Origin of the sequence: Brucella oryzae, from assembly GCF_041929965.1 — a bacterium.
Lineage (GTDB): Bacteria > Pseudomonadota > Alphaproteobacteria > Rhizobiales > Rhizobiaceae > Brucella > Brucella oryzae.
Genome location: NZ_JBHEEO010000016.1, coordinates 70,787 through 95,897 on the forward strand (window position 1 = coordinate 70,787; position 25,111 = coordinate 95,897).

The following is a 25,111-nucleotide window of genomic DNA, read 5'->3' on the forward strand; positions in this document are numbered from 1 at the left end:
CGATCTCGACACCGGCACTCTGCGACACGAGACATCCGTTGGGAAGCGCGTATCGTTGAACGGGCTTTTGGTATTGGGCCGAGCGCGTTGACAGAAGCCGTGGAACCGCTCGCCCAGAATCTACAAAGCCAGACCGTTTAACAGCAGAGCACGAGGGCTTTACTTGCCAACTGAACTTTTTGCAACAGAGCCCAGGGAAGCGCTCTAACGGAAGAAACTGTTGCTTTTCCCGCTGGGCGACCATTTCACATGATCATGGCAAACAGAACCAGGAACAGAAGTAAAATGTAGACCCTGGCATGACTGGAGTCGGGTATTCGCCCGACCATCGGCAATGCGGCTTGCATCCCTACGATGGCCCCACAGATGAGAACCAGAAATGCGGCAAGATCAACATAACCGATTTGCCACGCGGCTTGAGTGGCCGGGATTGCGGGGGCCGAAAGCATGTAAGCAATGGTCGCTGAGAAGGCAACCGGTACAGTAAGTGGATTAGCCATTGCCGCCGCCTTGGTCATATCCATCCCGCGACGGCGCATCAGGGGAACGGTCATGACACTGCCACCCACTCCCAGAAATGCGGCAACAATGCCAATTCCAATACCAATGCCGCTGCTGGCCAATAGCGGTGGCGGCAAGATAGGATTCTGCGCGTGATTTCGGTGGATAAATCCACCTCGCAACAAACAATCCAAGATTGTCAGCCCCAGATAAATAACAAAAGCCCACTTCAGGAAATTACTGCTTACCATGGTTGCGAGTTGAGCTCCGACAAAAGCTCCAATTCCAATAAATGCGACCATGGGCCAAATCTGGCTGATGATGATATTCCCTCGCTTCGCATGTTGCCATGTTGCGATTGCTGAGGTGGCGACCATCACGCAAGTAGACGTGGCAACCGCAATTTGCATCGCGTTCTCACTGTTAAGAACATCATACTGTTTGCCATGGGTGGTGAGCCAGTAAATTAGCGGAACAGTGACGAACCCGCCACCAAAACCAAATAAGACCGTGGTGATGCCTGCGCCAATGCCGAAAATGGCGAGCAAAAGATAGATAGTCATGTCTGAAAGTCCCGGTTTGCACAGGCATATCTATAGGTTGAGTTGGATTGACCCACAATCGAATGTAGGTCATTCTCATTGGAGAATTGGCCAACGTGAAATTACATATGCCCAGCAACATTCCGCTCGTAACAATCGAGACTGACGATGTACCGTTGATCGCCCTCGGGACCGATTATGTGCACGGCACCTTGCTGGACTGGCACGAGCATTTACGCGCACAATTCCTTTACAGCGCCAGTGGCTCCATGAAAGTAGATACGAAATCGCAGACGTGGGTTGTTCCGGTTCAGCGGGGCGTATGGATACCCGCGGGTGAGACGCATAGGGTGCTGATGCTGGGTGCAAGTACCCGCAGCCTTTATATCGATTCCGGACTGGCGGTGCGCGCCGGCCGTTCATGCGAAGTTTTACACGTCGGAGCTTTGCTGAGGCAACTTCTGCTCGAAGCTGTGCAGATGCCTTTGCAATATGAAAAAGGTGGGCGAGATGCCGCGCTTGTTTCGCTTCTGCTTCATGAGCTTAAAGCAGCGCCCAGCATTGACCTGCAATTACCTATGCCAAGCCCTGGGAGCCCGCTCTCGTTATTGTGTGATGAGTTTCTGAGTAACCCATCTGTGCATAGCGCGCCGGAGGATTGGGCTGAACGCCTCAACGTCAGTCGCAGAACCTTCAGCCGAAAGTTTCATGCTGAGATGGGTCTGAATTTCCAGCAGTGGCGACAACGGGCATGTGTCACCTTGTCACTATCACAGCTTGCCGAGGGAAAATCCATAACAACCATTGCTCTCGAAATGGGCTACGAAAGCCCTGCGACATTTTCCACTATGTTTCGTCGCACGTTAGGCAAGCCTCCATCTGCTTTCACGCCATGGATTACTCCTTGGCTGTGAGTTCTTCCTGCGCTTTGCCGGTGTGCGTGGCCCGGCCGAAGCAAAGCGCACCAGATATCAGCAGAGCCAAAGCCGCGACGATGAGGGACGTGTCGAATGAGGCGGTCCTTGCGTAGAGCGTATTGGCCATGAGAGGGCCGATGATCTGCCCGACACCGTAGGACGCGGTCATGATCGCGAGCATGTTGAAGCGAACCTTTGCAGCAACCCTGCGTGCCGCGGGCATGGCGATGGTCACGGTTCCCATGAAGGTGCCGCCGACCAATAGGGCGCTTGCCACGTAAGAGAGTTGTGTGTGAAAAACCGGCAGGACAACGCCGACAGCCTGGACTATCAGATTGGCCATCAAGCTCCCGTTGGCGCCCCACTTTTGATGCAGAGAATGCCACAGGAAGCATGAGGGTACTGCTCCAAGACCGAACACAGCCCAGATATGGACGGGGTCGAGCGACCCGAGTGCACTACGCACGAGAAGAGGCAGATAGGTCGCCGTTATGATATAGCCGAGGCCAGCAAGCCCGTAGATGACGATGAGCCGCGTTGCACCGAGCAATAACGGCCTTTCTTCGTGCAGGGCCGATTGCTCCTGAATCTGATAGGGCTTTGAATTCTCAGCCTTTGCCTGCATTGCAATCGAAACAATCGTCACCGCCAGCGCGGCAGCAGCGAGCGCGAACCAGATCATGTGGCTCGACAGCGACGCCACATGACCGACTACTATCATCTCAGCCGAGAGAAGGATGCCGATGCCGACGCCCGAGTACAGTGCTGGAACGCCTCCGTGAAGCCTGCGGTCATGGATGAGCCAATGCGAAGCGGCTACCATGGAAACAGCGCTGAACAGACCCGCAAAGCCACGGATTGTCACAATAAGCCATTCCGGTAGCGGTAGTGCCAAAAGACCGAGAGTGATCACCGTGGTTATGGTTGCGAAGGTGCACAGTTTGCGGCTTGGAATCCCTGAAAGCAGCGCAGCCAGCAGCGCACCGATGAGATATCCGGCGTAGTTGGCAGAGGCGGCATAGGAACCACCCTCGACGGAGATTTGCTGGTCGACGATCATCAGCGGATAGAGACCGGTGAAGGCGAAGCGGCCGAAGCCCATGCCGACGACCAGGACCAGGGCAGCCGCAATCGTCACCCCGGCCTCCTTGTTACGCATGGCCTTCATCCCTTGATGTCCGAGAACTCTTCTAGCGTCTTTCGGAACTCGGCAAAGGCCGGCGTGGTAAAGCCTGGCCGACAAGCCAGATAGGTGTCGACTGTCATCAGCGGGCGTTCCTCGACGGAACCGAGGTGCCGCATCAGGTCGACAACGCTGCGGGGCAGGACGCTGACGCAGGAGCCCGCAGCGGTGCAGGCGAACATCGCGTGATAGGATCTGACCTCCTGGATGGCGAAGCGCTCCTTGAGCGAGCCGAACCCGGTCAGCCATTCTTCAGCTAGCATCCGATAAGTGCAGCCCGGCGCGAAAGCAGCCAACGACTTCGGCTTGATATCGTCGCCGTAACGTACTTCGGGATGTCCGGGCGGCAGAAGCAGCACCAGTTCCTCCCGAAACACAGGGATTTTGTCGAGTTCGTTTGGGCCAAGCCACCACTCTCCGGATGGAACGCCGATCAAGGCACAGTCAATGTGGTGCGCCAGCAGGGCGTCGATGAGCTGGCGGGTCGGCGCCGTCGACAGATCAATCGTTACCTTGGGCCATTTCCTGTTGTAGCTGGCAAGCGGGATTGGAAGCCGGCTCGCAACGGTGCTTTCCATAGAACCGACACGTAAGGTGCCGATCGGTTCGGATGGATTGACGACCTGCTGCGCCTCCTCGGCGAGATTCAGGATGCGATCAACATAATCAAGATACGTCTGCCCCTCTTTTGTGAGCGTCATACGTCTCTGGTCGCGCTGGAATAGCGACACACCAATCTCGGCCTCGAGTTGCTGAATGCGGGTGGTGACATTCGAGGGCACACGGCCGAGCAGTTCGGCGGCGCGGGTGACGCTTTGCTCTCGGGCGACGGTGCGGAAGACCGCCAATGCAGCAAGATCCATGACAATTCTCCATTGCAGAATTTCTTTTGGTATGTATTCTCCTTTTAAGAAAGTACGTCAACACAAATTCCGAACTGGAGAACGAAGGCGGCTGCCTGGAACAAATTCGGAATGAACAAGAACGACGACCGGAGTGCCGAATGCCAAAATCTCTCTCGACGGAAACCATCGCCCTTGTGAAAGCCACTGTTCCCGCGCTCGCAGAACACGGTCCGGTTATCACCGCCGCCATGTACAAGCGCCTGTTCCAGCACCCCGAAATCGCGGCTTTGTTCAATCAGGCGAACCAGAAGAGCGGAAGGCAGATTCATGCGCTCGGAGCGGCGATCCTCGCCTATGCGCAGAACATCGAGAATCTGACAGCGCTTGGTCCGGCGGTGGAGCGGATAGCCCAGAAGCATATCGGCTATGCCATCCTGCCCGGACACTACCCCTATGTGGCAACCGCGCTGCTCGGCGCGATTGAGGATGTGCTGGGAGAGGCGGCGACGCCCGAAATCTTGGCGGCCTGGGGCGAGGCCTACTGGTTCCTTGCTGACATTCTGAAAGGCCGTGAGAGGCAGATCCGCAATGATCTTCTGGCACAGGAAGGCGGTTGGACCGGTTGGCGCCGGTTCCTGGTCGCCGAGCGTCGAAAGGAGAGCGAGATCATCACCTCCTTCATTCTGCGCCCCGGGGATGGCAAGCCGATCCTGCGACACAAACCGGGCCAGTATCTGACCTTCCGCTTCGATACGGCTGGTCGACCGGGCCTGAAGCGCAACTACTCGATCTCATGTGGTCCGAACAACGACCATTATCGCATCACAGTAAAGCGCGAGCCTGCCGGCGATGCGTCGGTCTTCCTGCATGACAAGGCGGTTGTCAGTACCGTTCTGGAATGCACACCGCCCGCCGGTGAGTTCTTCCTTCCCGAAAGACTTGAGCGTCCGGTGGTGCTGGTGTCGGGCGGTGTCGGCCTGACGCCTATGGTGAGCATGCTGGAGACGCTGGCCGACCAGCATGCCGGTCATCCCACCTTTTATGTTCACGGCACGACGAGCCGCGATACTCATGCGTTCAATGACCACGTCAGAGAGCTGGCCGCGCGACATGGCGCCACGACCGTAACAACCTTCTACGATCACTCGAACGGGGAACCCGAAGCTCACAGCGGATTCATTACCCTCGACTGGCTCTCCCGGAACACGCCTTTCGCGGAAGCGGATTTCTATTTGTGCGGACCCCGCCCGTTCCTGCGGTTCTTCGTTTCAGGCCTGACTCGGGCCGGCGTGTCGCCGGATCGCATACATTACGAGTTCTTCGGACCCGCCGATGAAGTACTGGCCGCCTAAGGGAGAAGCAACATGCTGGACAGGCTTGGAGTTACATTGCCAATCATTCAGGCTCCGATGGCCGGGGTCTCGACCCCGGCCCTTGCCGCCGAAGTTTCTAACGCCGGGGCACTCGGCTCCATTGGCGTGGGCGCGACTGACGCCATCGGCGCGAGAAAGATGATTGAGGAGGTCCGCGTCAGGACCGACCGAGCTTTCAACGTCAACGTATTCGTCCACGGCGCTGCGAATGCCAATGCCGAGCGCGAGGCGGCGTGGCTCGAATGGCTGGCTCCGCTCTTTTCCGAGTTCGGCGCTGAATGCCCAAAGGAACTTCGAACGATCTACAGGAGCTTCGCGGACGATGATGACATGCTGGCTCTTCTGCTCGAGACCAAGCCTGCCGTCGTTAGTCTGCATTTCGGGCTGCCGTCTAACGAAAAGATTAGCGCGCTGAAAGCTGCCGGGATCACACTCCTTGCGACCGCGACCAGTCTCGACGAAGCGCAGAAGATCGAGGCGGCGGGTATCGACGCCATCGTCGCGCAGGGTATCGAGGCTGGGGGTCATCGTGGCGTCTTCGACACTAAGGCTCCAGATGATGCTCTCGGCGTCCTTGCGCTCACGCGGTTGATCGTGCGCAATTCCAGGCTACCGGTCATCGCCACAGGCGGCATGATGGACGGGGCCGGGATCGCGGCAATGCTCAACCTCGGTGCGGTCGCAGCCCAGCTCGGCACGGCATTCGTTTCCTGTCCGGAATCGGCTGCCGATGAAGCTTATCGCAAGGCGCTGACTGGCCCCGGTGCCTATCATACGCGCCTGACCCCCTTGATATCCGGTCGTCCGGCGCGTGCGCTCGGCAATCGTTTCACCGCCTTGCAGGAAACGGTTCTGGATCGGCTGCCACCCGATTACCCGATTGCCTATGACGCTGGAAAGGCGCTGCACGCTGCAGCCAAGGCCAAAGGTGAGCATGGCTTCGCCGCGCATTGGGCCGGACAGGGCGCGCCGCTTTCGCGGGCGTTGCCCGCAGCCGAACTCGTCGCCACGCTGGCGCGCGAGTTGGCGAATGCACCCCGCAATTCTGCTCAAGCTTCATGAATGTCAGGAAAGCGTGTGTACGAAGGGATATTGATAGAAAAAGGACGATGCGAGAATGGAAATATCGGCTCAAACCGGTCAGTTCTCGGCGAAAATCAACACCCAGCCGTCTTCTGGAACCCATCGGAAACATTCCGGCGCGATCAGACGAATGACCCAAGATCCGAGACTGCGGCGAATCGAATCGCCAAGACGCTCAATATGGCACTTAAAATCGATGCCAATTTTGTACAAAGATCACATGAAGATGGATAACGGCCAGCCCTGTGGCAGAGTGTGGTTGTTACATTCCAATTCTGGAGATCGACCATGCCTGACACAGTCCATCCATCCTCAGCACCAGCCCCTATCCGCATACACCTTGGCGCCATTTTCGTCTCATTGGAACTGTCAAAATCAACCTGGCTGGTAACAGCGCTGTCCCCTGGCAGGGAAAAGATGGCACGCCACTCGGTTCCGGGGGCGATCTGGCGGCACTGTTGCAGTGCTTTGGGAAACTACGGGAAAAGGCCGAGAAGCGCGAAGGCCAGCTCTATCCAGTGGTGGTCATCCAGGAAGCGGGGCTGGACGGGTTCTGGATTCATCGTGCATTGGAAGCCGAGGCATGGATTACGAGCCATGTTGTCGATGCGGCCTCGATAGCCGTGTCACGACGTCATCGCCGTGCCAAGACTGACAGGGTCGATGGCGAGATGCTGATCCGTGCGCTGATGGCTCATATCCGAGGTGAACCGCGGGTTTGTTCGATGGTCCGAGTTCCGTCGCTCGCCGACGAAGATCAGCGCCGGATCGGCCGGGAGCGCGAAATTTTGGTAGCGGAGCGCATCCAGCATACCAACCGGATCAAGGGATTATGCTTCAACGTTGGCATCCGCGATTACAAACCGTTGCATCGGGACAGGCGTCAACACCTTGAAGACTTGTGCACCGGCGATGGTCAGCCGTTGCCGCGCCATCTCAAGGCGCAAATCAGCCGCGAGCTGGACCGCCTGGAGCTCCTGATCGCGCAAATCAAGGCGATTGAAGCCGAACGCGACGCCCTCATGGAGCAGGCAAAAGAAAATGATCCCAGGACGCTACTTTTGGCTCTTAACGGGATTGGTCCCGAATTCGCCAATGTTCTTGCAAATGAAGGCTTGTTCCGGGATTTCAACAATCGACGACAAGTCGCTGCCTATGCAGGTCTGGCTGCCAGTCCCTGGAAAAGCGGCTCGATCGATCATGAGCAGGGCGTGTCCAAATCGGGAAACCCGTGGCTGCGTAAGACGATGGTCCAGCTCTCCTGGCTCTGGCTGCGCTATCAGCCGGACTCCCAATTAGCATGCTGGTTCCAGCAACGGGTCAGCCAGAATGGAGGCCGTGGCAAGAAGGTTGCGATTATCGCACTTGCTCGCAAACTTCTCGTCGCTTTGTGGAAATTTGCCACGCGCGGTGTCGTGATCGAAGGCGCTGCGATGTCGCACGCCTGATCATCCCCTATCACCCTTTTCTTATCCTCGGAGCCTGATCACGCTCCGACGGATCTCGGGTAGTATGGACCGAAGCTCGACATGGCTTAAAATGCCGGTGCAAAGAATGGTTTCCTTCTCCCGACCCCGGACCCGCCTAATGCGGGATCATGGTGCAGCCGCTTCAAACGGCGACCGCATGTAAGTTTGTACAGGTTCAGTTATGGGCCGGTATTCAATTAACGGGTTCGGACCCAAGATCCAGATGCACGACAACATGAGGCCATATTAAAATGCACCTTGACTTTAATATCTTCATGTAAGTCGAGCTCAGGATGAATCAGAACGAACATAGTGGAGAATAGGAAATTGTACCAGGCTGAGATTCGTAAGGCTACGCTTTCCGACGTACCGGAAATCCAAAATATTGTTCAGGATGCTTACGCACCATATACTGAACGAATAGGTCGCAAACCTGCACCCATGACTGACGATTACGCGAAACTTATAGAGGACGGAACGGCCTGGGTGCTTGCTGCGGGTGGCAGCGTTGTAGGCTTGATTGTTCTGCTTATCGAAACCGATCATGTTCTTGTCAATAACGTAGCCGTGGCAAAAACCTATCAAGGCCATGGCTTCGGCAGAAAGTTGCTGGACTATGCGGACGTATACGCCCGAGAAAACGGCCTGAGTGAACTGCGCCTTTATACAAACGAGTTGATGCACGAAAATCTGGTGATCTACCCCAAGCTCGGCTGGCAGGAATATAACCGAGCGGAACAGGACGGGTTCCGCCGTGTGTTCATGCGCAAGGCACTCTGTTGAGCAATTCTGCTTGGCTCGTTCACCCAATTTGCCGCCGGTCCCCGCTCATGCTCGCACTCGCGTAAATACTTGTTAAAGCCGCCAATTTCGAGCTTTCTTAATTGACCCAGATGCGGGGAGTGTCTGTCGGGCCCCGCGAGAAATCGGAGCCGACGTGAACTCACACCACCAAAAACCGGGAGCGATTGCACGCGGCCCGCGGATGCTGCGCACCGCGCTTGGGCGTCTGTCGCCCGGTATCTGGAAGACGCAAATATCGTCGAGATAATGCTGAACCCGGACGGCCGCATCCGGACAGATTGAACATATCGCCTTTCCGAGGTCTGGCCGATGCAAGCAAGCGGCTATCCCCTGAATACGGAGAGTGCATCATCCGCCTCATCGCCCACGATGTCGGGGCAGAGGTTCATACCCGATCGCCATGCGTCTCGGCCGGGCTGCCGGAGAGCGGGGAGCCTTTTAAAGGTCCTATTGCCGCTTGGCGTCGCCGCGCCCCTCTTCGCTATCCGCAAGCCGGCCGTCGTGGTGTTCACTCTCGACGCCTATGTGGCGATCAGCGTCATGTCCGCCGATCAGCCCCAAACGCTGCGCGACGCCTTAGCTTCACGGACCAATATTCTCGTCGCGGACGGCCCCCCCGCACGGGAGATAAACCTCGACCAATGCGCTGCTCGTCGAGGTGGCGACGACGCAGGATCGCGTCGGAGCTGAAATCAAAACGTCTGGGTGGAATGACCGTCGGCTTCGTTCATTTTTTTTGAGAAAGGACCCGTTCCCGCAAATGCCTGCTATGCACTTAATTCTCGTATACTGGAATATTTATGACGCTTCTAATAGACAGGATAATCTCGCGTTTGCTACCTACTATTCAGTAGGAAAAACGAAAGAAGTTCCAGGAGGGGCGTTCTGGGCCGATTAAGAAAAGTGTCCATGAGGATGCGTTTTCGCGGCTTCGAGACCCGTCAACGGGGCTTGCGCGATTACAGAGGAGAATATCGCAGTGAAAACGAAACGTATCGGCATCATAATGCATGGTGTTACGGGTCGGATGGGCATGAACCAGCACCTGATCCGTTCGGTTCTGGCTATCCGCAATCAGGGTGGTATCGCGCTTGCAGACGGCTCCCAACTGATGCCGGACCCGATCATCGTTGGTCGTAACGCTTCAAAAGTCGCAACACTTGCCCGTAAACTTGGTGTAGAGCGCGTGAGCGATGACATCGACGCGGCACTCGCCAATCCAGACGACACGATTTTCTTTGATGCGGCATCAACACAGCTTCGTCCAGGTTTGCTGCGCAAAGCAATTGATGCAGGCAAGCATGTTTATTCAGAAAAGCCAGTTTCAGAAGGCTTGGAAGATGCTATCGCCATTGCGCGCTATGCGAAAGAAAAGAGCGTTAAAAATGGTATCGTGCATGACAAGCTCGATCTTCCGGGCCTACGCAAGTTGAAGCGGTTGCGCGAATCCGGTTTCTTCGGTCGCATTCTGAGCGTTAAGGGCGAATTCGGCTATTGGGTGTTCGAAGGTGACTGGATGCCTGCGCAACGGCCGTCATGGAACTATCGCGCCGAAGAAGGTGGTGGGATGATTTCGGATATGCTGTGCCATTGGCGCTATGTGCTGGACAATGTCGTAGCGCCCGTCAAGTCCGTTTCCTGCCTTGCTGCAACCCATATTCCGGAACGTGTGGATGAGCAGGGCCGTCGCTATAAGGCAACCGCAGACGACGCCGCCTATGCGAGCTTCCTGCTGGATGGGCCGGATGGTGATATTGTTGCGCATATCAATTCGAGCTGGTGCACCCGCGTTTATCGTGATGACCTTGTGACTTTCCAGATTGACGGCACACATGGTTCGGCCATTGCTGGTTTGCATTCATGCAAGTCGCAGCATCGCGTTAACACGCCGAAACCAGTTTGGAACCCGGACGAGCCGCAGACGATAGACTTCCAGAAGGGCTGGGAAGAAGTGCCCGACAATCAGATATTCGACAATGGTTTCAAGGTGCAGTGGGAGCAGTTTCTGCGTCACGTAGCGGAAGATGCGCCATGGCATTACACGCTGCTCGAAGGTGCCAAGGGCGTACAGCTTGCCGAAGCCGGGTATCAAAGCTCACGGGAACGCCGCTGGGTCGATCTCCAGCCGATTGAGGTCTAGTCCATGCTGAACAATAATGCGACATTAATGTTGCCCGATAAAGACGGGCAGATAAAGCCTTTCACGATCAGCGCCGGTAGCGAGCTTGCTACGAGCGGTTCCTGGAACCGCACGGCCTATGCTGCCGCGCATGTTGTCATTGATCCGCTGGCGAATCGTGATCCGTGGCTCAATGCAGCCATTGACTGGGACCGTACGCTGGCGTTTCGCGAACATTTGTGGTCGCTGGGTTTTGGCGTTGCGGAAGCAATGGATACTGCCCAGCGTGGCATGGGGCTTGACTGGCCGACTTCGCTGGAACTTATCCAGCGCACTCAGGCTGCGGCTAATGCAGGCGGGCATCTGATTGCCAGCGGAGCGGGGACCGATCATCTGATCGCGACATCAGCCACGACCATTGATGATGTTATTGCTGCTTATGAAGAACAGTGCGAAGCGGTGGAAGTCACTGGCTCGCGCGTGATCTTGATGGCATCTCGTGCGCTGGCCGCAGTGGCCAAGTCGCCGGATGATTACGCCCGCGTTTATGGCCGTGTCCTTTCGGGTCTTAACCAGCCAGCTATCCTGCATTGGCTTGGTGAGATGTTTGATCCGGCCCTTGCGGGCTACTGGGGCTCAAGCGATCACACAGCGGCGATGGATACATGCCTGAATGTGATTGAAGCGAACGCCAGCAAGGTTGATGGTATCAAGATTTCTCTGCTTTCGGCAGAGAAGGAAATTTCCATGCGCCGCCGTCTGCCGGAAGGCGTGCGGATGTATACTGGTGATGACTTCAACTATCCTGAATTGATTGCAGGCGACGAGCAGGGTTATTCGCATGCGCTTTTAGGTATCTTCGACCCGATTGCTGAAGTGGCTGCACAGGCGTTATCTGCATTGGGAGAAGGGGATCATGAGCGTTACGATGCGGCTTTTGTGCCAACGGTCCCGCTTTCGCGCCATATCTTCAAAGCACCGACCCGTTTTTATAAAACCGGTGTCGTGTTCCTTGCCTATCTCAATAGCCACCAAGATCATTTCACAATGCTTGGTGGTCAGGAAAGTACACGCTCCACACTGCATCTTGCAGACATTGTGCGGCTTGCCAGCGATGCTGGACTGTTTGCTGATCCAGAACAGGCGGCTGCACGTGCACGCTCAGTCTTCGCGACACGGGGGATAGGGGTGTAATATGCTTCAGCGAGATATGCCGCCGGTCACTCGGCCTGTCATAGAGGAGGGCCTATCGCCAGACAGGCTCTCACTCAATACTGCCACGCTTCGTCCGCAATGGAATTTGCAGCAATGTGTTGATGGTTGCTTGCGTTATGGTTTTGGCGGGATTGCGCCTTGGCGCGATAAGATTCACGAAATCGGTCTTGATAATGCGGCGCGCATTATTCGCGAGAGCGGACTGCGGGTTTCTGGCCTTTGCCGGGGTGGCTGGTATACTGCGCAAGGCGCACTGACTGATAGCGTGATCGCTGATAACAAACGTGCCGTCGATGAAGCCGTTGCAATCAACGCTGATTGTCTTGTGATGGTAGTCGGAGGGCTTGCAGAAGGCTCCAAGGATATTGCTGCTTCTCGCGATATTGTCTCGGAAGGTTTAGCACGTACGTTAGAATATGCTCGCACTGTCGATATGCCCATTGCTATCGAGCCTCTACACCCGATGTATGCAGCGGATAGAGCTTGCGTAAATACCGTCAAACAGGCACTTGATATTTGCGATGCGCTTGGTAACGGTATCGGAGTTGCCGTCGATGTTTATCATGTCTGGTGGGACCCGGGATTGCTGCCACAGCTTAAACGCGCGGGTAAAGAACGTCTCCTTGCATTCCATCTTTGCGACTGGCTGGTCCCAACGCGTGACTTGTTGACAGATCGCGGCATGATGGGCGACGGCGTGATTGATCTGCGCGGATTACGAGCCGCAGTTGAAGCAGAAGGTTTCGATGCCCTCAATGAAATCGAGATATTCTCTGAATTGAATTGGTGGAAACGCGAGGCCGATGATGTGATGCAGATTATTGCAGATCGCGCGCGTGCCTGTTGCTAAAACCTGTCGTGGGAAGTGCAAATTGCTTTCTTTCGAAAGATTTACGGAGAGGAGTTAATATAGGTTTGAATCCGACGGTCTTACTGCATGATATGCTGAATGCGGCTCTAGCTGCAGCTGATCCCGCGCCGGGGTTAAAAGCGTCGTTGCCACCGCGTCCGAATGGGCGCGTTGTGGTCGTTGGAGCTGGCAAGGCAAGTGCTCGGATGGCCCAAGCTTTGGAAGAATTCTGGGGCCCATGTGAGGGGATAGTTGCCGTACCGCGTGGCACCGTGCTTTCTACACAAACCATTCGCCTCGTCGAAACATCTCATCCGGTTCCGGATGCGACGAGCTTGCAAGTAGCTCAAGAGATCATGGCGCTGCCTTCATCTTTGCAGGCTGGTGACACGCTGGTTGCACTGATTTCCGGTGGCGGTTCTGCGCTTTTGTCTTTGCCCTGCGCGGGCCTTAGCCTTGAAGAGAAGCAGGAAATCAACTGTGCGCTTTTGATGTCTGGTGCACCTATCCATGAGATGAACCTCGTGCGTCAGCAGTTTTCCGACATCAAAGGCGGCAAGCTTGCGGCGGCGGCTGGTGCTGCCGATGTGCTGACCTATCTGGTTAGCGACATTCCGGGTGATGATCCGTCCTTGATTGCGTCTGGACCCACAATTGAAACCCGTAGCGATCCTCTCGCGGCACGGGATGTGATTAATCGTCATGCGATGGTTTTACCGCCGAAAGCTCTCGCTTTGCTTGATGCGGAAATTGCGAAATCGGCAACGGAACGGAACGAGCCGCAGCAATATGGGCGGCGTATTGTAAAGATTGTTACCTCACCGCAAGCAGCACTTGAAGCGGCGGCTGAAGTTGCACGGCGTGCTGGCGTTATGCCTTGTGTCCTGGGCGATGCAATTGAAGGAGAAGCGCGTGAGGTTGGGCGTGTCATGGCGGCTATCGCGCTGCAAACCGTGCGCCATAGTCAACCGTTTGCGGCTCCCGTTGCTTATATTTCCGGCGGCGAAACGACTGTTACCGTCAAGGGGAATCCAGGCAAAGGCGGCCGGTGTAGCGAATATCTTCTCAGCTTTGCACTTGCGGCCAATGGCCAGAGCCAGATTTCTGCGATTGCTTGCGATACCGATGGGCGCGATGGTTCGGAGCATAATGCCGGTGCGATCTGGCATGGGGCCGAGCCATTGGATACGAAACTGGCGCGTATAGCACTAGACGCGCATGATGCTTGGAGCTTTTTTGACAAACATGGCGGATTGGTCGATACGGGCCCAACGCACACAAATGTGAATGATTTTCGGGTTACGCTGGTGCTTGGCAAAGCGCCGGTCACATAGAAAAGGCTTTAATGGGGGCGATGGAAGCACAAACACCGAAACCACCGCGCAAGCGCGACGCTGCCGATAGCAAGCGACGTATTTTGCGCGCAGCCTTGAATGAATTCGCAACACACGGTTTCGCGGGCGCCCGCGTGGACCGCATTGCAGAAGAGGCTGAAGTCAGCAAACCGATGATCTATGATTATTTTGGCGATAAGAACGCCCTCTATGCGGCGGCTCTGCGTGAAGCTTATGTCAAAATCCGTGAAGCGGAAAAGAAGCTGAGCCTTGATAAGCTTTCGCCAGATGATGCAGTGCGGGAGCTGGTGCGGTTCACTATGAACCATTTTCGGCGCAATCCTTGGTTCATTTCGATGCTAACGATTGAAAATATGCAGGGAGGTAAAACAATCCGAACGATGTCGGACATGCCCCGTATCCAGTCAGTTCTGGTTGATCGCGTCAGCGAATTGCTGGAGCGCGGTAAGCAATCCGGCGACTTTCGCAAAAAAATGAACCCGCGCGATTTTTACGTCTTCGTGGCGTCGCTTTGCTATTTTCCGATTTCCAATACCCATACGTTGCGTGCAGTGTTTGGCTTACCGATTGATAATGATTGGCTAGACCGTCGGTGCGAAGAGGCATCAGAAATGCTACTGAGCTATCTCAAGCGGGATGTGTGTCGTTAGATTGAAAATTGAGTTTCGCTGTAGAGTAGCTCCTGAACCTCGCGCAGATGCGCGAAGGCATGCTCTTCATCTATTGAGCCTGACTGTCGACTTAGCCCGATGACCAGTTCTGTATTTACTCCAGATGCTGAGCTACGGCATATCGGGATCATCACAAAACTTGTTTGGCTACTGGCGCCGATCATATCCGCTTCCGGGCGGCTTTGTGTTTTAAATGGCTCGTCAGTCAGAACAGTACTGCGGCGCAACTCCATTGCAAAAGTCTTAAAGGGCGTAAAACGCACACAATTGTAGTTGAACCCTACAAGCCATGGACCGATTTGCAGGTCAGCACCTAAAACGCCTGCAAAGCTCGTCTCGCCAGTCTGATCTCGCAGATAACGCACGAGTGCCAGAAGACGGTGCGCATCGATATCGATACACTGTGCTGTGAGTCCGATCTGTTGTGGAACTTTCCCCACCAGCAAATGCCCGTCTTCACTACGTATCAACCATGAAAGTCGTTCCAATTCGTTGATAGCCTCATAAGTCGAGCTAAGAGGCATATTGAGTGCGCGCGCTGTTTCATAGGCGGTGACGATCGGGCGCTCTGCTACAAGTGTCATGATATCGACAAGCCGTCGCGACGAATCCGTATAGGATTTGCTGACTGCTATTTCCGTGGATGGTTCTGCACGTCGTTTTGAATCCTTAGGCTCTGATCGCGAGCTACGCGCACGGCCAGCAGCATGAACGAGAGTATCGGCCGCATGCCAATCGACTTTTCTTTCTGCATGAAGATCGGCGCGGACAGATTCCGTCTCATGTCCGCGTGTCACGATGATCTGTAAATCTGCCTCCATGAGCCAAGGCACTTGTCGACCTGCGAGAATATCAAGCCCGGTCTGAAAGCTGATAGAGCCCATCGCCGCCGGATAGTCCAGGCCGCATAAAGGTACCTTTTCCGTGACAGCCATCTTGTACATCAAGTTCATCTCGCCGCCAGTATGAGCGGGGATTTCACCCCGCTTAAAGCCTTTATCGCAAAATGCTTTGAGCGAACCGATGCCTTGTAGGCCAGAGTCACACCACACACCATCCGGTACGCGATTGTGGCTGAGATGATTTTCCATCACATCATAGCCGCGCTCGGCCAGCCAATCGGTATATTCGATTGCTGTAATCCTGATATCTGGGAATTTTTCGAGCGTCGCGAGTGCTGCTTGCAGACGGATTGTGCACGGTGACGCGTCGCGCATACCGCACAGCATCACAATCTCGCCTCTGCCTTTGAGATGCTCGGCCAGCCATAAGGCACTGATGCGGCCGACAGTTTCATCCGACGCAGTGACAAAAGAAACGAGATTGCTCGCATCGCCACACGCCCGGTCTACACCAACGATTGGAATACCCACAGCCGCCGTTTCTGCAATAGCTTTGCTCAAACCTTCGTGGCTTTCGTTCACCGCACTCACGATACAAAGATCGACACTTTCATCACGCATTTGCTTGAGATGAGCTATCTGCCTAGCTGGATCATTTTGGGCATCGTATACAACCATACGTGAAACGACCTGGCTCTGGCGTTGCGAAGCCGCAATCAGACTTTGTTCTAGCGCACGCCGCCATGGGTGAGCGCGTGAGGCATTGGCAAAACCGAGGGTATACGGCGGTTCCTTTTTATATTGCTTAGTGTCAATGAGTTTGAGCAATACCCCTTCAAGATGTGCTTTTCGAGGGGCAATGGAACTTTTGGAACTTGACGCCAGCAAGGCATTGCCAGTCGATCTGTTGGCGCGAAGCGGGGCATAAAGCAGACGGGCTGAATAGGGGCCAAGTTTCACCACTCCTCTTCCAGTGCGCGAAAGCAGACCTTCGGCTATCATATCGCTGATTATCTTGTAGCCAGAAGATGTGGGGATATGTGTACGCTCTAAAAGCGCATCAATGCGTTGTGACGCTTCTGCCGAGTTAAAGCTGCAGAGTATGGCGCTTATGCGTTCAAAGCTTTTCACATCGGACCTTATCGACCTAAGTAAATTACACCTCTTTTCTCGTATACTGGAATATCCTTGGCGTGAAAACTAGACAATGCACTTGGTCCACACATAAACTACCAACCAGTAGGATATTTGCTTCTGGGAGGAATGCACATGACGCTAGAAAGCTGGAACCCGGCCACTGGAAAGCTGGTCGAAATTTACCCCTCGCATGATGTGGCCGAGATTGAGGCGCGTATCGCCATGTCCCACGAGACAGCGAAAAAATGGTCACGTGACGTTTCGATGCAGGAACGGACGGCGTTTCTGTTGCGTCTGGCGGATATTCTGGAGCAGCGCGCCGAGGATTACGCTCGCCTTATTACTACTGAGATGGGCAAGCCGATTGGTGAAGCTATTGCCGAGGTGAATAAAGCAGCAATGGGTGCACGCCACTTTGCGGAGAAGGGTCCCGAATATCTATCTGATGAGCCGATTGCAGGACTGAACGCTAGTGTTGTCTATCAGTCGCTGGGACCAATTTTCGCAATCATGCCGTGGAATTTGCCATTCTGGCAGGTATTGCGTTTTTTCATACCGACAGCTTTGGCCGGTAATACGGTTCTAGTGAAGCATTCCGACAGTGTGCAGGGTTGTGCGCGGGCGCTGGAACAGCTTGCGCTTGATGCCGGTGCGCCGGAGGGGCTGTATCTTAATTTGGCAGTGCGCCGTGATGCTGTAGCGGGAATAATCGCTGACCCACGTATCAAGGCGGCTACTGTGACCGGAAGCACGCAGGCGGGTTATTCGGTTGCCAAGGCGGCGGGCGAACATGGCAAGAAAGTTGTTCTGGAACTTGGCGGCTCCGATCCGTTTTTAGTTTTTGATGATGCCGATCTGTCCAAAGCCGTACCGATGGCGGTCTTGTCGCGCTTCTCCAACAACTCGCAGAGCTGTATCGCGGCAAAGCGCATTTTTGTTGCGGATGCAATTTACGATCAGTTTGAAAAAGCATTTGTTAAGGCGGTGAAGGCGCTTTCCGTTGGCGACCCTTTGGATCCTGCGAACAAGTTCGGCCCGCTTGCGCGTCCAAGCGTTGTTTCGGATACCGAACGTCAAGTCGCAGCGGCATTGGAGCAGGGCGGGAAGCTTTTGGCTGGTGGCGCGCGACTGGAGCGGGAAGGCAATTTCTATGCTCCAACGGTTATCGCCGGTCTGCCTCATGATGCGCCGATTGCACGCGAGGAATTCTTTGGCCCGGTCGCCCTTCTTTTTCACTTCAAAGACGAGAAAGAAGCGGTCGAACTGGCAAATGATAGCGATTACGGACTTGGCGCAACGATCTGGACCACGGATAGCATACGCGCAAACCGTGTTGCCCGCGCTGTTGAAGCTGGGGCAGTCTTTATTAACGACTTTGTTCGTTCAGACCCACGCATGCCATTTGGTGGAGTGAAGGCATCCGGCTTTGGCCGGGAACTGGGAGCTTTAGGCATAAGAGAATTGACAAACCCTAAGGTCGTCTTCGCCGAATAGTTTCGGATACAATAAAACGGGAATATGGGAATGCGCACCACATCGGATCAGAGATCCGCTGTGGCGGGAGGAGGCGTGCCTTTACTTAAGATGGAAGGCATTCGCAAATCATTCGGGCCGATCAAGGTTCTGGATGGTATAGATCTGACCTGCCATAGCGGCACATTGACAGCGATCTGCGGGGAAAACGGCGCGGGAAAATCCACGCTGATGCGGATTTTGAGTGGCGTTTTTGCACCGTCTGATGGTGAAATTCATATTGATGGAAGGCCAGTGGTGTTTACGCATCCGGCACAGGCGATGCGTGAAGGTGTGGCGATTATCCATCAGGAACTTAATCTTCTGCCCTATCGTACAATCGCGGACAATATTTTCCTTGGGCGCGAGCCGACACGTTTCGGTTTCATTGATCGCGCCAAGATGAACCGCGAGGCAAGCGTTATTCTGCATCGTTTGGGGTGCAATATCGACCCGAATACGGAATGCGGCAAGCTTTCCATTGCCGAGCAACAGCTTGTTGAAATCGCAAAAGCCTTATCGGAAAAGGCTCGAATATTGATTCTCGATGAGCCAACAGCGGCGCTCAATGAAGCAGAAACGCAAGCACTGTTCCGGCTTGTTTTCGAGTTGAAACAGTCGGGCGTGGCGCTTCTTTATATTTCGCATCGTATGGCCGAGATCAAAGCTCTGGCCGACACGATTACCATCATCAAAGATGGTCGCCAAGTTATAACGAAACGTGCCGCTGAACTCAGCATTGATGATGTAATCCAGTTGATGGTGGGGCGTGAGTTAACGGACTTTTTCCCCCCCGCTACAAGCAGTGAAAAGGGAGCGGTGCTCTACGATATCAAAGACGCTGGTCGTGAAAGTCTGAAAGATATTTCGTTGACTTTGCGTGCAGGTGAGATTGTCGGCATTGCGGGTCTTGAAGGCTGCGGCAAAACAGAGCTGGCTCGCGCTATGTCGGGAGAAGCGCCATTTACAAGCGGTGACGTGCGTTTGTGGGATGGCAAGCAAGGACCGCGCTCGCCCCGTGAGGCGGCAAGGCGTGGGATCGGGGCTATTCCGGAAGACCGAAAGGTGGAAGGTTTGGGCTTGCGGCAGTCGCTTCGCGACAATGCGGCGATTACCTTACGAGCACTGGGTGGCGGATTGTCGGGCGCGACGCGTGGTCCGCGTGCGACGCGTTTCATTGATACGCTACTCGACAAAGTAGAGGTGAAAGCTGCTGGCTATGACATGCCTGTTGGCCGGCTTTCGGGCGGCAATCAGCAAAAGGTTTTGTTTGCACGTTGGATGGCGATCAATCCGCGCGTCTGGATTGTCAACGAGCCGACCCGTGGCATTGATGTCGGTGCACGCGCTGCGATTTACGCGATGCTGCGGGCTTTCGCGGAAGAAGGCGGCGCGGTGGTTGTCGTCTCTTCTGACCTTATGGAAATCATCGGCCTGTCTGATCGCATTTGCGTAATGTCCGGTGGGCGCGTCACAGCCAATTTGCAGCGCGGTGCGAGTGAAGAAGAGATCATGCGCTATGCCGTCCATTAATATCCTTTCGCAATTCTCAATTTTGGGAGGGCGTAACTTGAGTCCCAAAACAGTGTCTACTTCAGCTAAGCGACATGCGATCCCGTTGGCGTTGACTGGCGTGTCGCTGCTGGTTTATGTCGGGGTCGCCCTTGCAACCGGCCAATATGCACAAGTGACCTTCGCTGGGATCACGGGTCTGTTGGAACGCATGGTTGCGCTTGGTCTGGTGGCTATCGGGCAGGCGGTTGTCATCTCTAGTGGCGCAATTGACCTTTCGGTTGCTAATCTCGTCAGCGTTTGCGCCGTGCTGGCGGGTTATTTTATGCAGAATGAGCCAGCCAATATAACCCACGCGATCTTGATTGTGGTGCTAGTTGCGGCTGCGGTTGGGGCACTGAATGGAATTCTGATTTCATACCTCAATGTTAACCCGCTAATTGCTACATTAGGCATCAGCCTCGCATTGCAGGGTATGCTGGGCGTCTCTTACAGCTCGCTACAAGGAGCGGTGCCGAGATCATTCCAGCAATTTGCCTATGGTTCTCTGAGCGGCTATTCCTTTTCGGTTATGGCTATGTTTGCCATCGCATTTTTGACCGCGATTGCGCTCAATCACACGCGTCTTGGCAGTTCGCTCTACGCTGTTGGCGGTAATCAGCAAGCGGCATGGTTGGCGGGTATCCGCAACCGCCGCGTCACCATTCTCGTATTCAGCTTTTCAGGTGTCATGTGTGCGATTGCAGGCCTTTATCTTGCAAGCCGTCTTGGCGTAGGAACACCGTGGATCGGTCGTGACGGGAATTACGATCTCGATTCCATCGCGGCTGTTGTCATTGGCGGCACACTGCTTGCGGGTGGTCGCGGCAGCATTGTCGGGACGCTGGCCGGTGTCTTTGTTTTCGCAACCACTGACGCGGTCTTCAACATGCTTCAGATCGATCCGTTTCTTAGTCAGGTCTTCCGCGGCTTGATCGTTGTGGCAGCTGTGGGCTGCTACACCTTCCGCAACAAGGGAGAAACGGCATGATGCGCGTTCTCAGATCAAATCCGGCTTTGCCGCTGTTGATCGTGATCCTTGGTATCATGGTCTATCTCAGCCCGCTTTATTCGACAGCACCGGGCATGATGGGTTTTCTTCAACGCGCAGCACCGCTCGTCATCCTCACCTGCGGCACGTCTTTCGTGTTGATTTCCGGTGGGTTCGATCTCTCCACCGGCTCGCTTATTACGCTGGTCGTCATTGGCTGTGCGATGATCACACAAGGCGATCCGTCCACCATGGCGCTGGCAATCGCATTGGTCAGCGGTATCGGTTTGCTGGTTGGGCTGGTCAATGGATTTGTCGTTACGAAGCTCAAGGTGCCGTCGATCATCGCAACGCTTGGTAGCCTTCTTTCGTTGAAAGGGTTGGCGATGATCTGGGCAGGCGGTGCACCATCGAGCAGTCTGCCTGATAACCTGCGCTTTCTTGGCCGTAGTCGCATTCATGATGTGCCGCTGTTAGACGGTCTGCCGATTGCGGTCATAGTCCTGGTGGTCGTGATTGCTCTCACCTATTGGCTTCTGCATCGCACGAATTTTGGTCGCATGGTGTTTATGCTGGGGGATAATCCAAAAGCCGCCGCCCTTGCCGGTGTGTCCACGCGTACTGTTCGTATCGGCTGCTTCGTGGTCTCGGCTTTGTTGGCTGTTATTGCAGGGCTGCTGCTCGGTGGTTATTCGGGCGTTTCCGTTGATGTCGGGGCGGAATATCCACTTCAGGCTATAGCTGCTGCAGTGATTGGCGGCGTTGTGCTTATGGGTGGACGCGGCAATATCGCAGGTGCCGTCTGCGGTGCGCTCGCCCTCTACGCAATTTTCACCGTTCTCAACCTGCTTGGTATGCCGCAACCCGTCCGGCTGGCTGTGCAGGGACTGATACTAATAGCCGCCGCAGCTTTTACCGAGAGGCGGTGAGACGACGACCGAACAAATTTTCGAAGCGAGGAGGATTGCTTTGGAAGTGATCAAGCAACCAGTACATGTTTCAATGGGAGGAGTACATGTTGTCTATGGCCGTAATAAAAATTGGTATGATTGCAAGCGTTTCCGCTTCACTGGCCTTAGGTCTTGCCAGCACGGCACTGGCGCAGGTCGCAGGCGGCGACGCCGCCAAGGAACTGGCAGAGCAAATCAAGTTGATGCAAACGACGCCCAACGGCCCGGCTGATAAGCCATGGGAACAGTGGTTTGGGTCCGAAATGAAGGATAGCAATGCCTATGCAAAGAAAGGTCCTTACCGGCTTTGCTTCTCTAATGCAGGTGTGGGAAATGCATGGCGCGTAACGGGTTTGACCACGATGCAGGCTGAAGTCGATATGCATCCTGATCTCATTTCCAAGTTTGAATATGCGGATGCGCAGGGCAAAGACGACAAGCAGATTTCCGATATTCAGTCGTTCTTGAATAGCGGCAATTGCGATGCGCTGATTGTCTCGCCCAACACCTCGGCGGCACTGACGCCAGTGGTGGAAGAAGCTTGCAAAAAGCTGCCGGTGATAACCTTTGACCGATCTGTCAACACAACTTGCCCTGTGACTGCTGTGCGCTCTATTGGCGGTTATGCGTGGGGTAAGGCTGCTGCTGATTATATCGTCGAGAACATTCCAAAGGGTGGCAAGGTGCTTGTTCTGCGTACTGCCCCGGGACTTGATATTTTTGAAACGCGCTGGGCTGCGGCTGAGCAGACTTTTAATGATGCGGGCGTTGAAATCGTAGGCACTGAGTTTGTCGGCGGCGATCGCGCCAAGACCAAGGCAACCGTGGTCGATTATCTGAGTCGCAACGGCAAGATTGACGCGGTCTGGGTTGATCTTGGTGTGGTTTCTGTTGCGGTAGCTGAAGCCTTCGAAGACCTTGGCGTGGACTATCCGGTCATTACGGGTGAAGACGAGCAGGATTATCTGCAAGCTTGGCAGAAAAAGGGTTTCAAGGGAATTGCTCCGACATATCCGGCTTTCCAGTGGCGTACGGCTGTTCTGGCTGCGCTGAACGTCTTGCAGGGTGAGCCGGTGCCATCGCCTGAGTGGATATTGCCCCAGCCCGTTATCACGCAGGCCGACCTTTCAAAATATACCAACGAAAAGCTGCCGCCCCTGCATTTCGCGACATGCGGTTGTGAAAGCATGCCCGGCTATCCAGAGCGCTGGGGAGGCAAAAAGTGAGATTTTCCATACCCTCAAAGATTGATTACCTGATCCTCGGAGGCGGTTCCGCGGGCTGCGCACTTGCCGCGCGGCTTTCGGAAGACGCAGATTTCAATATCGTGCTTATTGAGGCCGGGCGTGATTTGCGCAAGGCCACTATGCCCGATAATATTCGCTCGCGTTACCCCGGTCTTGCTTATCTGGATCCGAATAATATTTGGACGGCATTAAAGGCGGTTTATGGTTGTGCCAGGAACGGGACGCCAAACGCATCAGCCAGAACATATGAACAAGCACGAGTGCTTGGGGGCGGTTCAGCGATCAATGCCATGGTTGCCAACCGCGGTTCACCCGAGGACTATGATGAGTGGGGTGCACTTGGCGCGGAAGGGTGGAGTGGCGAGATTGCCCTGAAATACTTCAGGAAAATCGAACGTGACGTTGATTTCGATAATGAATATCACGGTCAGCAAGGCCCGATTGTTGTGCGGCGTTTACCGAATGACAAGATTTCACCATTCGTTTCTGCAGTGAAAGAAACATTGCACGCACAAGGGCAGCCGGTATTGCCAGATCAAAACGGCAAGTGGCAAGATGGCATCTTCCCCGCCGCTATCGCTGTCAGCGATGATGGCGAACGCATTCCTGCATCGATTGCCTATTTGACGGAAGAAGTGCGTCGCCGTCCCAATCTGACAATCGTGACAGATGCTTTCGTTCGAGTTCTGCATTTCCTCGATAAGCGCGTTATCGGGGCAGAGATTGAACGATCCGGAAAGCGTGAAGTTCTGTTCGCCAATGAAACCATTGTCGCGATGGGTGGTATCCATTCGGCGGCTTTGTTGCTTCGCAGTGGGATCGGGCCACAAGACGAATTAAAGCCGCTTGGCATTGAGGTGCGCAATCATCTCCCCGGGGTCGGCAAAAACCTGATGGAACATCCCATGATTGCTGTTTCAACCTATTTGCCGGCTCAATCGCGTATGCGCGATATGAACGAGCATCACGATCAGGCGCTTTTGCGCTGGACGTCAAGCATCCCCAATGCCCCGACAGGTGATATGCATTTTGCGATCATTGGACGCACAGCATGGCACAAGATTGGGCAGCGGATTGGTTCTATACTGATCTGGGTGAACAAGCCTTATTCGCGTGGTGAATTGACACTGCGTTCCGCAGATCCAGCGGATGAACCTCTTGTTGATTTTCGGTTGCTTTCTGATGGGCGTGATCTTGATCGACTCAAGGAAGGTTTCCGCCGTGCGGCAGATATTATGTCCGACAAGAACATGCATAAAGTATGCGGACCAGTGTTCCCGACCAGCTATTCCGAGCGGGTTAAGAAGGTTTCGGCACCTGGTTTGTGGAACGCTGTTCAGCTACAAATGTTGAGCACGTTGCTTGACTATGCTGGGCAATTTCGCAGCCTGATCGTACATACAATCATCACATTAGGTATTAACCTCGACAAGCTGCTTGCCTGTGACGAGGGTTTGACGGATTTCATCAGCAACTCGGTCACTGGCGTATGGCATGCGTCGGGTACCTGTCGTATGGGGGCTGCTACCGATCCAATGGCAGTGACCGATAGTGCGGGACGGGTATACGGAGTGTCGGGGCTAAGAGTATGCGACTCGTCGATCATGCCAAGCATCCCACGTGCCAACACGAATATGCCGACGTTGATGCTTGCGGAACGTATGGCTGATATTATTCGCGAAGCCCAGGTGCGCTCATAGCTCCGCTCGCCCATGAGTAGTCACCAAGTCCTGCAGTTTTGCGTAACGCAAAGGAATATAGTCGGCCGCTTGCTGCTCAATGTAGCAAGCGGTTGCGTTTCTATCCAGAGGCTATCAAATTAACCGCATCTAGGGCGATTGGATGTATCTCTTCGGCACCGTGTACCCTTAACTTGGTGTTGTCACGTTAAGTTTCTCTGGCCGGAAAGGCCAGGGGCTCGTAGATATTCAGGCGAAACAGGCCGCAATTTTCC

19 protein-coding genes and 3 pseudogenes are annotated in these 25,111 nt (G+C 54.7%); 18 read left to right on the forward strand and 4 right to left on the reverse strand.

The genetic code is table 11. The annotated features are described in order from the left end of the window. Window positions 1-24 precede the first annotated feature (24 nt). A pseudogene (locus tag JNC70_RS16205) lies at window positions 25-141 on the forward strand (IS6 family transposase); the annotation flags it as partial. A 104-nt stretch (window positions 142-245) separates the two neighbouring features. Here JNC70_RS16205 and JNC70_RS16210 read toward each other — a convergent pair. After that, complete coding sequence (locus JNC70_RS16210; protein ID WP_104754138.1) at window positions 246-1,064, reverse strand: sulfite exporter TauE/SafE family protein; 819 nt, start codon at window positions 1,062-1,064, stop codon at window positions 246-248. 95 nt (window positions 1,065-1,159) lie between these two features. Between JNC70_RS16210 and JNC70_RS16215 the strand changes: the two genes are divergently transcribed. Then, window positions 1,160-1,957, forward strand: coding sequence for an AraC family transcriptional regulator (locus JNC70_RS16215; RefSeq protein ID WP_374788722.1), 798 nt, complete (start codon window positions 1,160-1,162; stop codon window positions 1,955-1,957). On the opposite strand, the gene JNC70_RS16220 is transcribed toward JNC70_RS16215, so the two are convergent. After that, on the reverse strand, window positions 1,941-3,119 hold the full coding sequence (locus JNC70_RS16220; RefSeq protein WP_374788703.1) for a YbfB/YjiJ family MFS transporter: 1,179 nt from the start codon (window positions 3,117-3,119) through the stop codon (window positions 1,941-1,943). The genes JNC70_RS16215 and JNC70_RS16220 overlap by 17 nt on opposite strands. A gap of 5 nt (window positions 3,120-3,124) precedes the next feature. Then, window positions 3,125-4,006 carry a LysR family transcriptional regulator gene (locus JNC70_RS16225; RefSeq protein WP_374788704.1) on the reverse strand — a complete coding sequence of 294 codons (882 nt, stop codon included), beginning with the start codon at window positions 4,004-4,006 and terminating at the stop codon, window positions 3,125-3,127. A gap of 140 nt (window positions 4,007-4,146) precedes the next feature. Between JNC70_RS16225 and hmpA the strand changes: the two genes are divergently transcribed. From hmpA to JNC70_RS16275, 10 genes and pseudogenes are all read left to right on the forward strand, one after another. Further along, the gene (hmpA, locus tag JNC70_RS16230; protein ID WP_266031713.1) at window positions 4,147-5,340 is read left to right on the forward strand and encodes an NO-inducible flavohemoprotein; all 1,194 of its coding nucleotides are present in this window, start codon (window positions 4,147-4,149) and stop codon (window positions 5,338-5,340) included. A 12-nt stretch (window positions 5,341-5,352) separates the two neighbouring features. Beyond that, entirely contained in the window at window positions 5,353-6,423 is a 1,071-nt protein-coding gene (locus tag JNC70_RS16235; RefSeq protein ID WP_374788705.1) for an NAD(P)H-dependent flavin oxidoreductase, read from the forward strand. 309 nt (window positions 6,424-6,732) lie between these two features. Continuing rightward, window positions 6,733-7,892: pseudogene (locus JNC70_RS16240) on the forward strand (IS110 family RNA-guided transposase). A 348-nt stretch (window positions 7,893-8,240) separates the two neighbouring features. After that, window positions 8,241-8,696 (forward strand): GNAT family N-acetyltransferase, encoded by a 456-nt coding sequence (locus JNC70_RS16245; protein WP_374788706.1) that lies wholly within the window; start codon window positions 8,241-8,243, stop codon window positions 8,694-8,696. Between the two features lie 154 nt (window positions 8,697-8,850). After that, window positions 8,851-9,399 (forward strand): annotated as a pseudogene (locus JNC70_RS16250) (P-loop NTPase family protein); the annotation flags it as partial. 324 nt (window positions 9,400-9,723) lie between these two features. Beyond that, window positions 9,724-10,857 (forward strand): Gfo/Idh/MocA family protein, encoded by a 1,134-nt coding sequence (locus JNC70_RS16255; RefSeq protein WP_113342001.1) that lies wholly within the window; start codon window positions 9,724-9,726, stop codon window positions 10,855-10,857. A 3-nt stretch (window positions 10,858-10,860) separates the two neighbouring features. Beyond that, on the forward strand, window positions 10,861-12,030 hold the full coding sequence (locus JNC70_RS16260; protein ID WP_374788707.1) for a dihydrodipicolinate synthase family protein: 1,170 nt from the start codon (window positions 10,861-10,863) through the stop codon (window positions 12,028-12,030). 16 nt (window positions 12,031-12,046) lie between these two features. Beyond that, window positions 12,047-12,901 carry a sugar phosphate isomerase/epimerase family protein gene (locus tag JNC70_RS16265; protein WP_104754225.1) on the forward strand — a complete coding sequence of 285 codons (855 nt, stop codon included), beginning with the start codon at window positions 12,047-12,049 and terminating at the stop codon, window positions 12,899-12,901. A gap of 92 nt (window positions 12,902-12,993) precedes the next feature. After that, window positions 12,994-14,235, forward strand: a complete 1,242-nt coding sequence (locus JNC70_RS16270) for a glycerate kinase type-2 family protein (RefSeq protein WP_374788723.1) — start codon at window positions 12,994-12,996, stop codon at window positions 14,233-14,235. 11 nt (window positions 14,236-14,246) lie between these two features. Next, window positions 14,247-14,906 carry a TetR/AcrR family transcriptional regulator gene (locus JNC70_RS16275; protein ID WP_374788708.1) on the forward strand — a complete coding sequence of 220 codons (660 nt, stop codon included), beginning with the start codon at window positions 14,247-14,249 and terminating at the stop codon, window positions 14,904-14,906. Here the strand turns inward: JNC70_RS16275 and JNC70_RS16280 are convergent. Next, a complete protein-coding gene (locus tag JNC70_RS16280) occupies window positions 14,903-16,900 on the reverse strand; it encodes a substrate-binding domain-containing protein (RefSeq protein ID WP_374788709.1) in 1,998 nt (665 codons plus the stop codon). The two genes, JNC70_RS16275 and JNC70_RS16280, sit on opposite strands and share 4 nt — an antisense overlap. 138 nt (window positions 16,901-17,038) lie before the next feature. On the opposite strand from JNC70_RS16280, the gene JNC70_RS16285 reads away from it, so the two are divergent. The 6 genes from JNC70_RS16285 to JNC70_RS16310 all read left to right on the forward strand — a co-directional run bounded on the left by JNC70_RS16285 (window position 17,039) and on the right by JNC70_RS16310 (window position 24,857). Continuing rightward, on the forward strand, window positions 17,039-18,400 hold the full coding sequence (locus JNC70_RS16285; protein ID WP_374788710.1) for an NAD-dependent succinate-semialdehyde dehydrogenase: 1,362 nt from the start codon (window positions 17,039-17,041) through the stop codon (window positions 18,398-18,400). A 75-nt stretch (window positions 18,401-18,475) separates the two neighbouring features. Further along, window positions 18,476-19,951, forward strand: a complete 1,476-nt coding sequence (locus JNC70_RS16290) for a sugar ABC transporter ATP-binding protein (RefSeq protein WP_374788711.1) — start codon at window positions 18,476-18,478, stop codon at window positions 19,949-19,951. A gap of 52 nt (window positions 19,952-20,003) precedes the next feature. Then, window positions 20,004-20,960, forward strand: a complete 957-nt coding sequence (locus JNC70_RS16295; protein WP_374788712.1) for an ABC transporter permease — start codon at window positions 20,004-20,006, stop codon at window positions 20,958-20,960. Next, window positions 20,957-21,889 (forward strand): ABC transporter permease, encoded by a 933-nt coding sequence (locus JNC70_RS16300; protein WP_374788714.1) that lies wholly within the window; start codon window positions 20,957-20,959, stop codon window positions 21,887-21,889. The genes JNC70_RS16295 and JNC70_RS16300 overlap by 4 nt, the downstream gene beginning before the upstream one ends. A 95-nt stretch (window positions 21,890-21,984) precedes the next feature. Continuing rightward, window positions 21,985-23,136 carry an ABC transporter substrate-binding protein gene (locus JNC70_RS16305; protein ID WP_374788715.1) on the forward strand — a complete coding sequence of 384 codons (1,152 nt, stop codon included), beginning with the start codon at window positions 21,985-21,987 and terminating at the stop codon, window positions 23,134-23,136. Continuing rightward, window positions 23,133-24,857, forward strand: coding sequence for a GMC family oxidoreductase (locus JNC70_RS16310; protein WP_374788716.1), 1,725 nt, complete (start codon window positions 23,133-23,135; stop codon window positions 24,855-24,857). The genes JNC70_RS16305 and JNC70_RS16310 overlap by 4 nt, the downstream gene beginning before the upstream one ends. The last annotated feature ends 254 nt before the right edge of the window (window positions 24,858-25,111 follow it).

What these genes read in the sequence shown, in the direction of transcription:
- JNC70_RS16270 (WP_374788723.1), top strand. Translation starts at nt 12,994, where the DNA reads ATGCTGAATGCGGCTCTAGCTGCAGCTGATCCCGCGCCGGGGTTAAAA.
- hmpA (WP_266031713.1), top strand. Translation starts at nt 4,147, where the DNA reads ATGCCAAAATCTCTCTCGACGGAAACCATCGCCCTTGTGAAAGCCACT.
- JNC70_RS16235 (WP_374788705.1), top strand. Translation starts at nt 5,353, where the DNA reads ATGCTGGACAGGCTTGGAGTTACATTGCCAATCATTCAGGCTCCGATG.
- JNC70_RS16225 (WP_374788704.1), bottom strand. Translation starts at nt 4,006, where the DNA reads ATGGATCTTGCTGCATTGGCGGTCTTCCGCACCGTCGCCCGAGAGCAA.
- JNC70_RS16300 (WP_374788714.1), top strand. Translation starts at nt 20,957, where the DNA reads ATGATGCGCGTTCTCAGATCAAATCCGGCTTTGCCGCTGTTGATCGTG.
- JNC70_RS16255 (WP_113342001.1), top strand. Translation starts at nt 9,724, where the DNA reads ATGCATGGTGTTACGGGTCGGATGGGCATGAACCAGCACCTGATCCGT.
- JNC70_RS16305 (WP_374788715.1), top strand. Translation starts at nt 21,985, where the DNA reads ATGGCCGTAATAAAAATTGGTATGATTGCAAGCGTTTCCGCTTCACTG.
- JNC70_RS16265 (WP_104754225.1), top strand. Translation starts at nt 12,047, where the DNA reads ATGCCGCCGGTCACTCGGCCTGTCATAGAGGAGGGCCTATCGCCAGAC.
- JNC70_RS16260 (WP_374788707.1), top strand. Translation starts at nt 10,861, where the DNA reads ATGCTGAACAATAATGCGACATTAATGTTGCCCGATAAAGACGGGCAG.
- JNC70_RS16220 (WP_374788703.1), bottom strand. Translation starts at nt 3,119, where the DNA reads ATGCGTAACAAGGAGGCCGGGGTGACGATTGCGGCTGCCCTGGTCCTG.
- JNC70_RS16285 (WP_374788710.1), top strand. Translation starts at nt 17,039, where the DNA reads ATGACGCTAGAAAGCTGGAACCCGGCCACTGGAAAGCTGGTCGAAATT.
- JNC70_RS16275 (WP_374788708.1), top strand. Translation starts at nt 14,247, where the DNA reads ATGGGGGCGATGGAAGCACAAACACCGAAACCACCGCGCAAGCGCGAC.
- JNC70_RS16210 (WP_104754138.1), bottom strand. Translation starts at nt 1,064, where the DNA reads ATGACTATCTATCTTTTGCTCGCCATTTTCGGCATTGGCGCAGGCATC.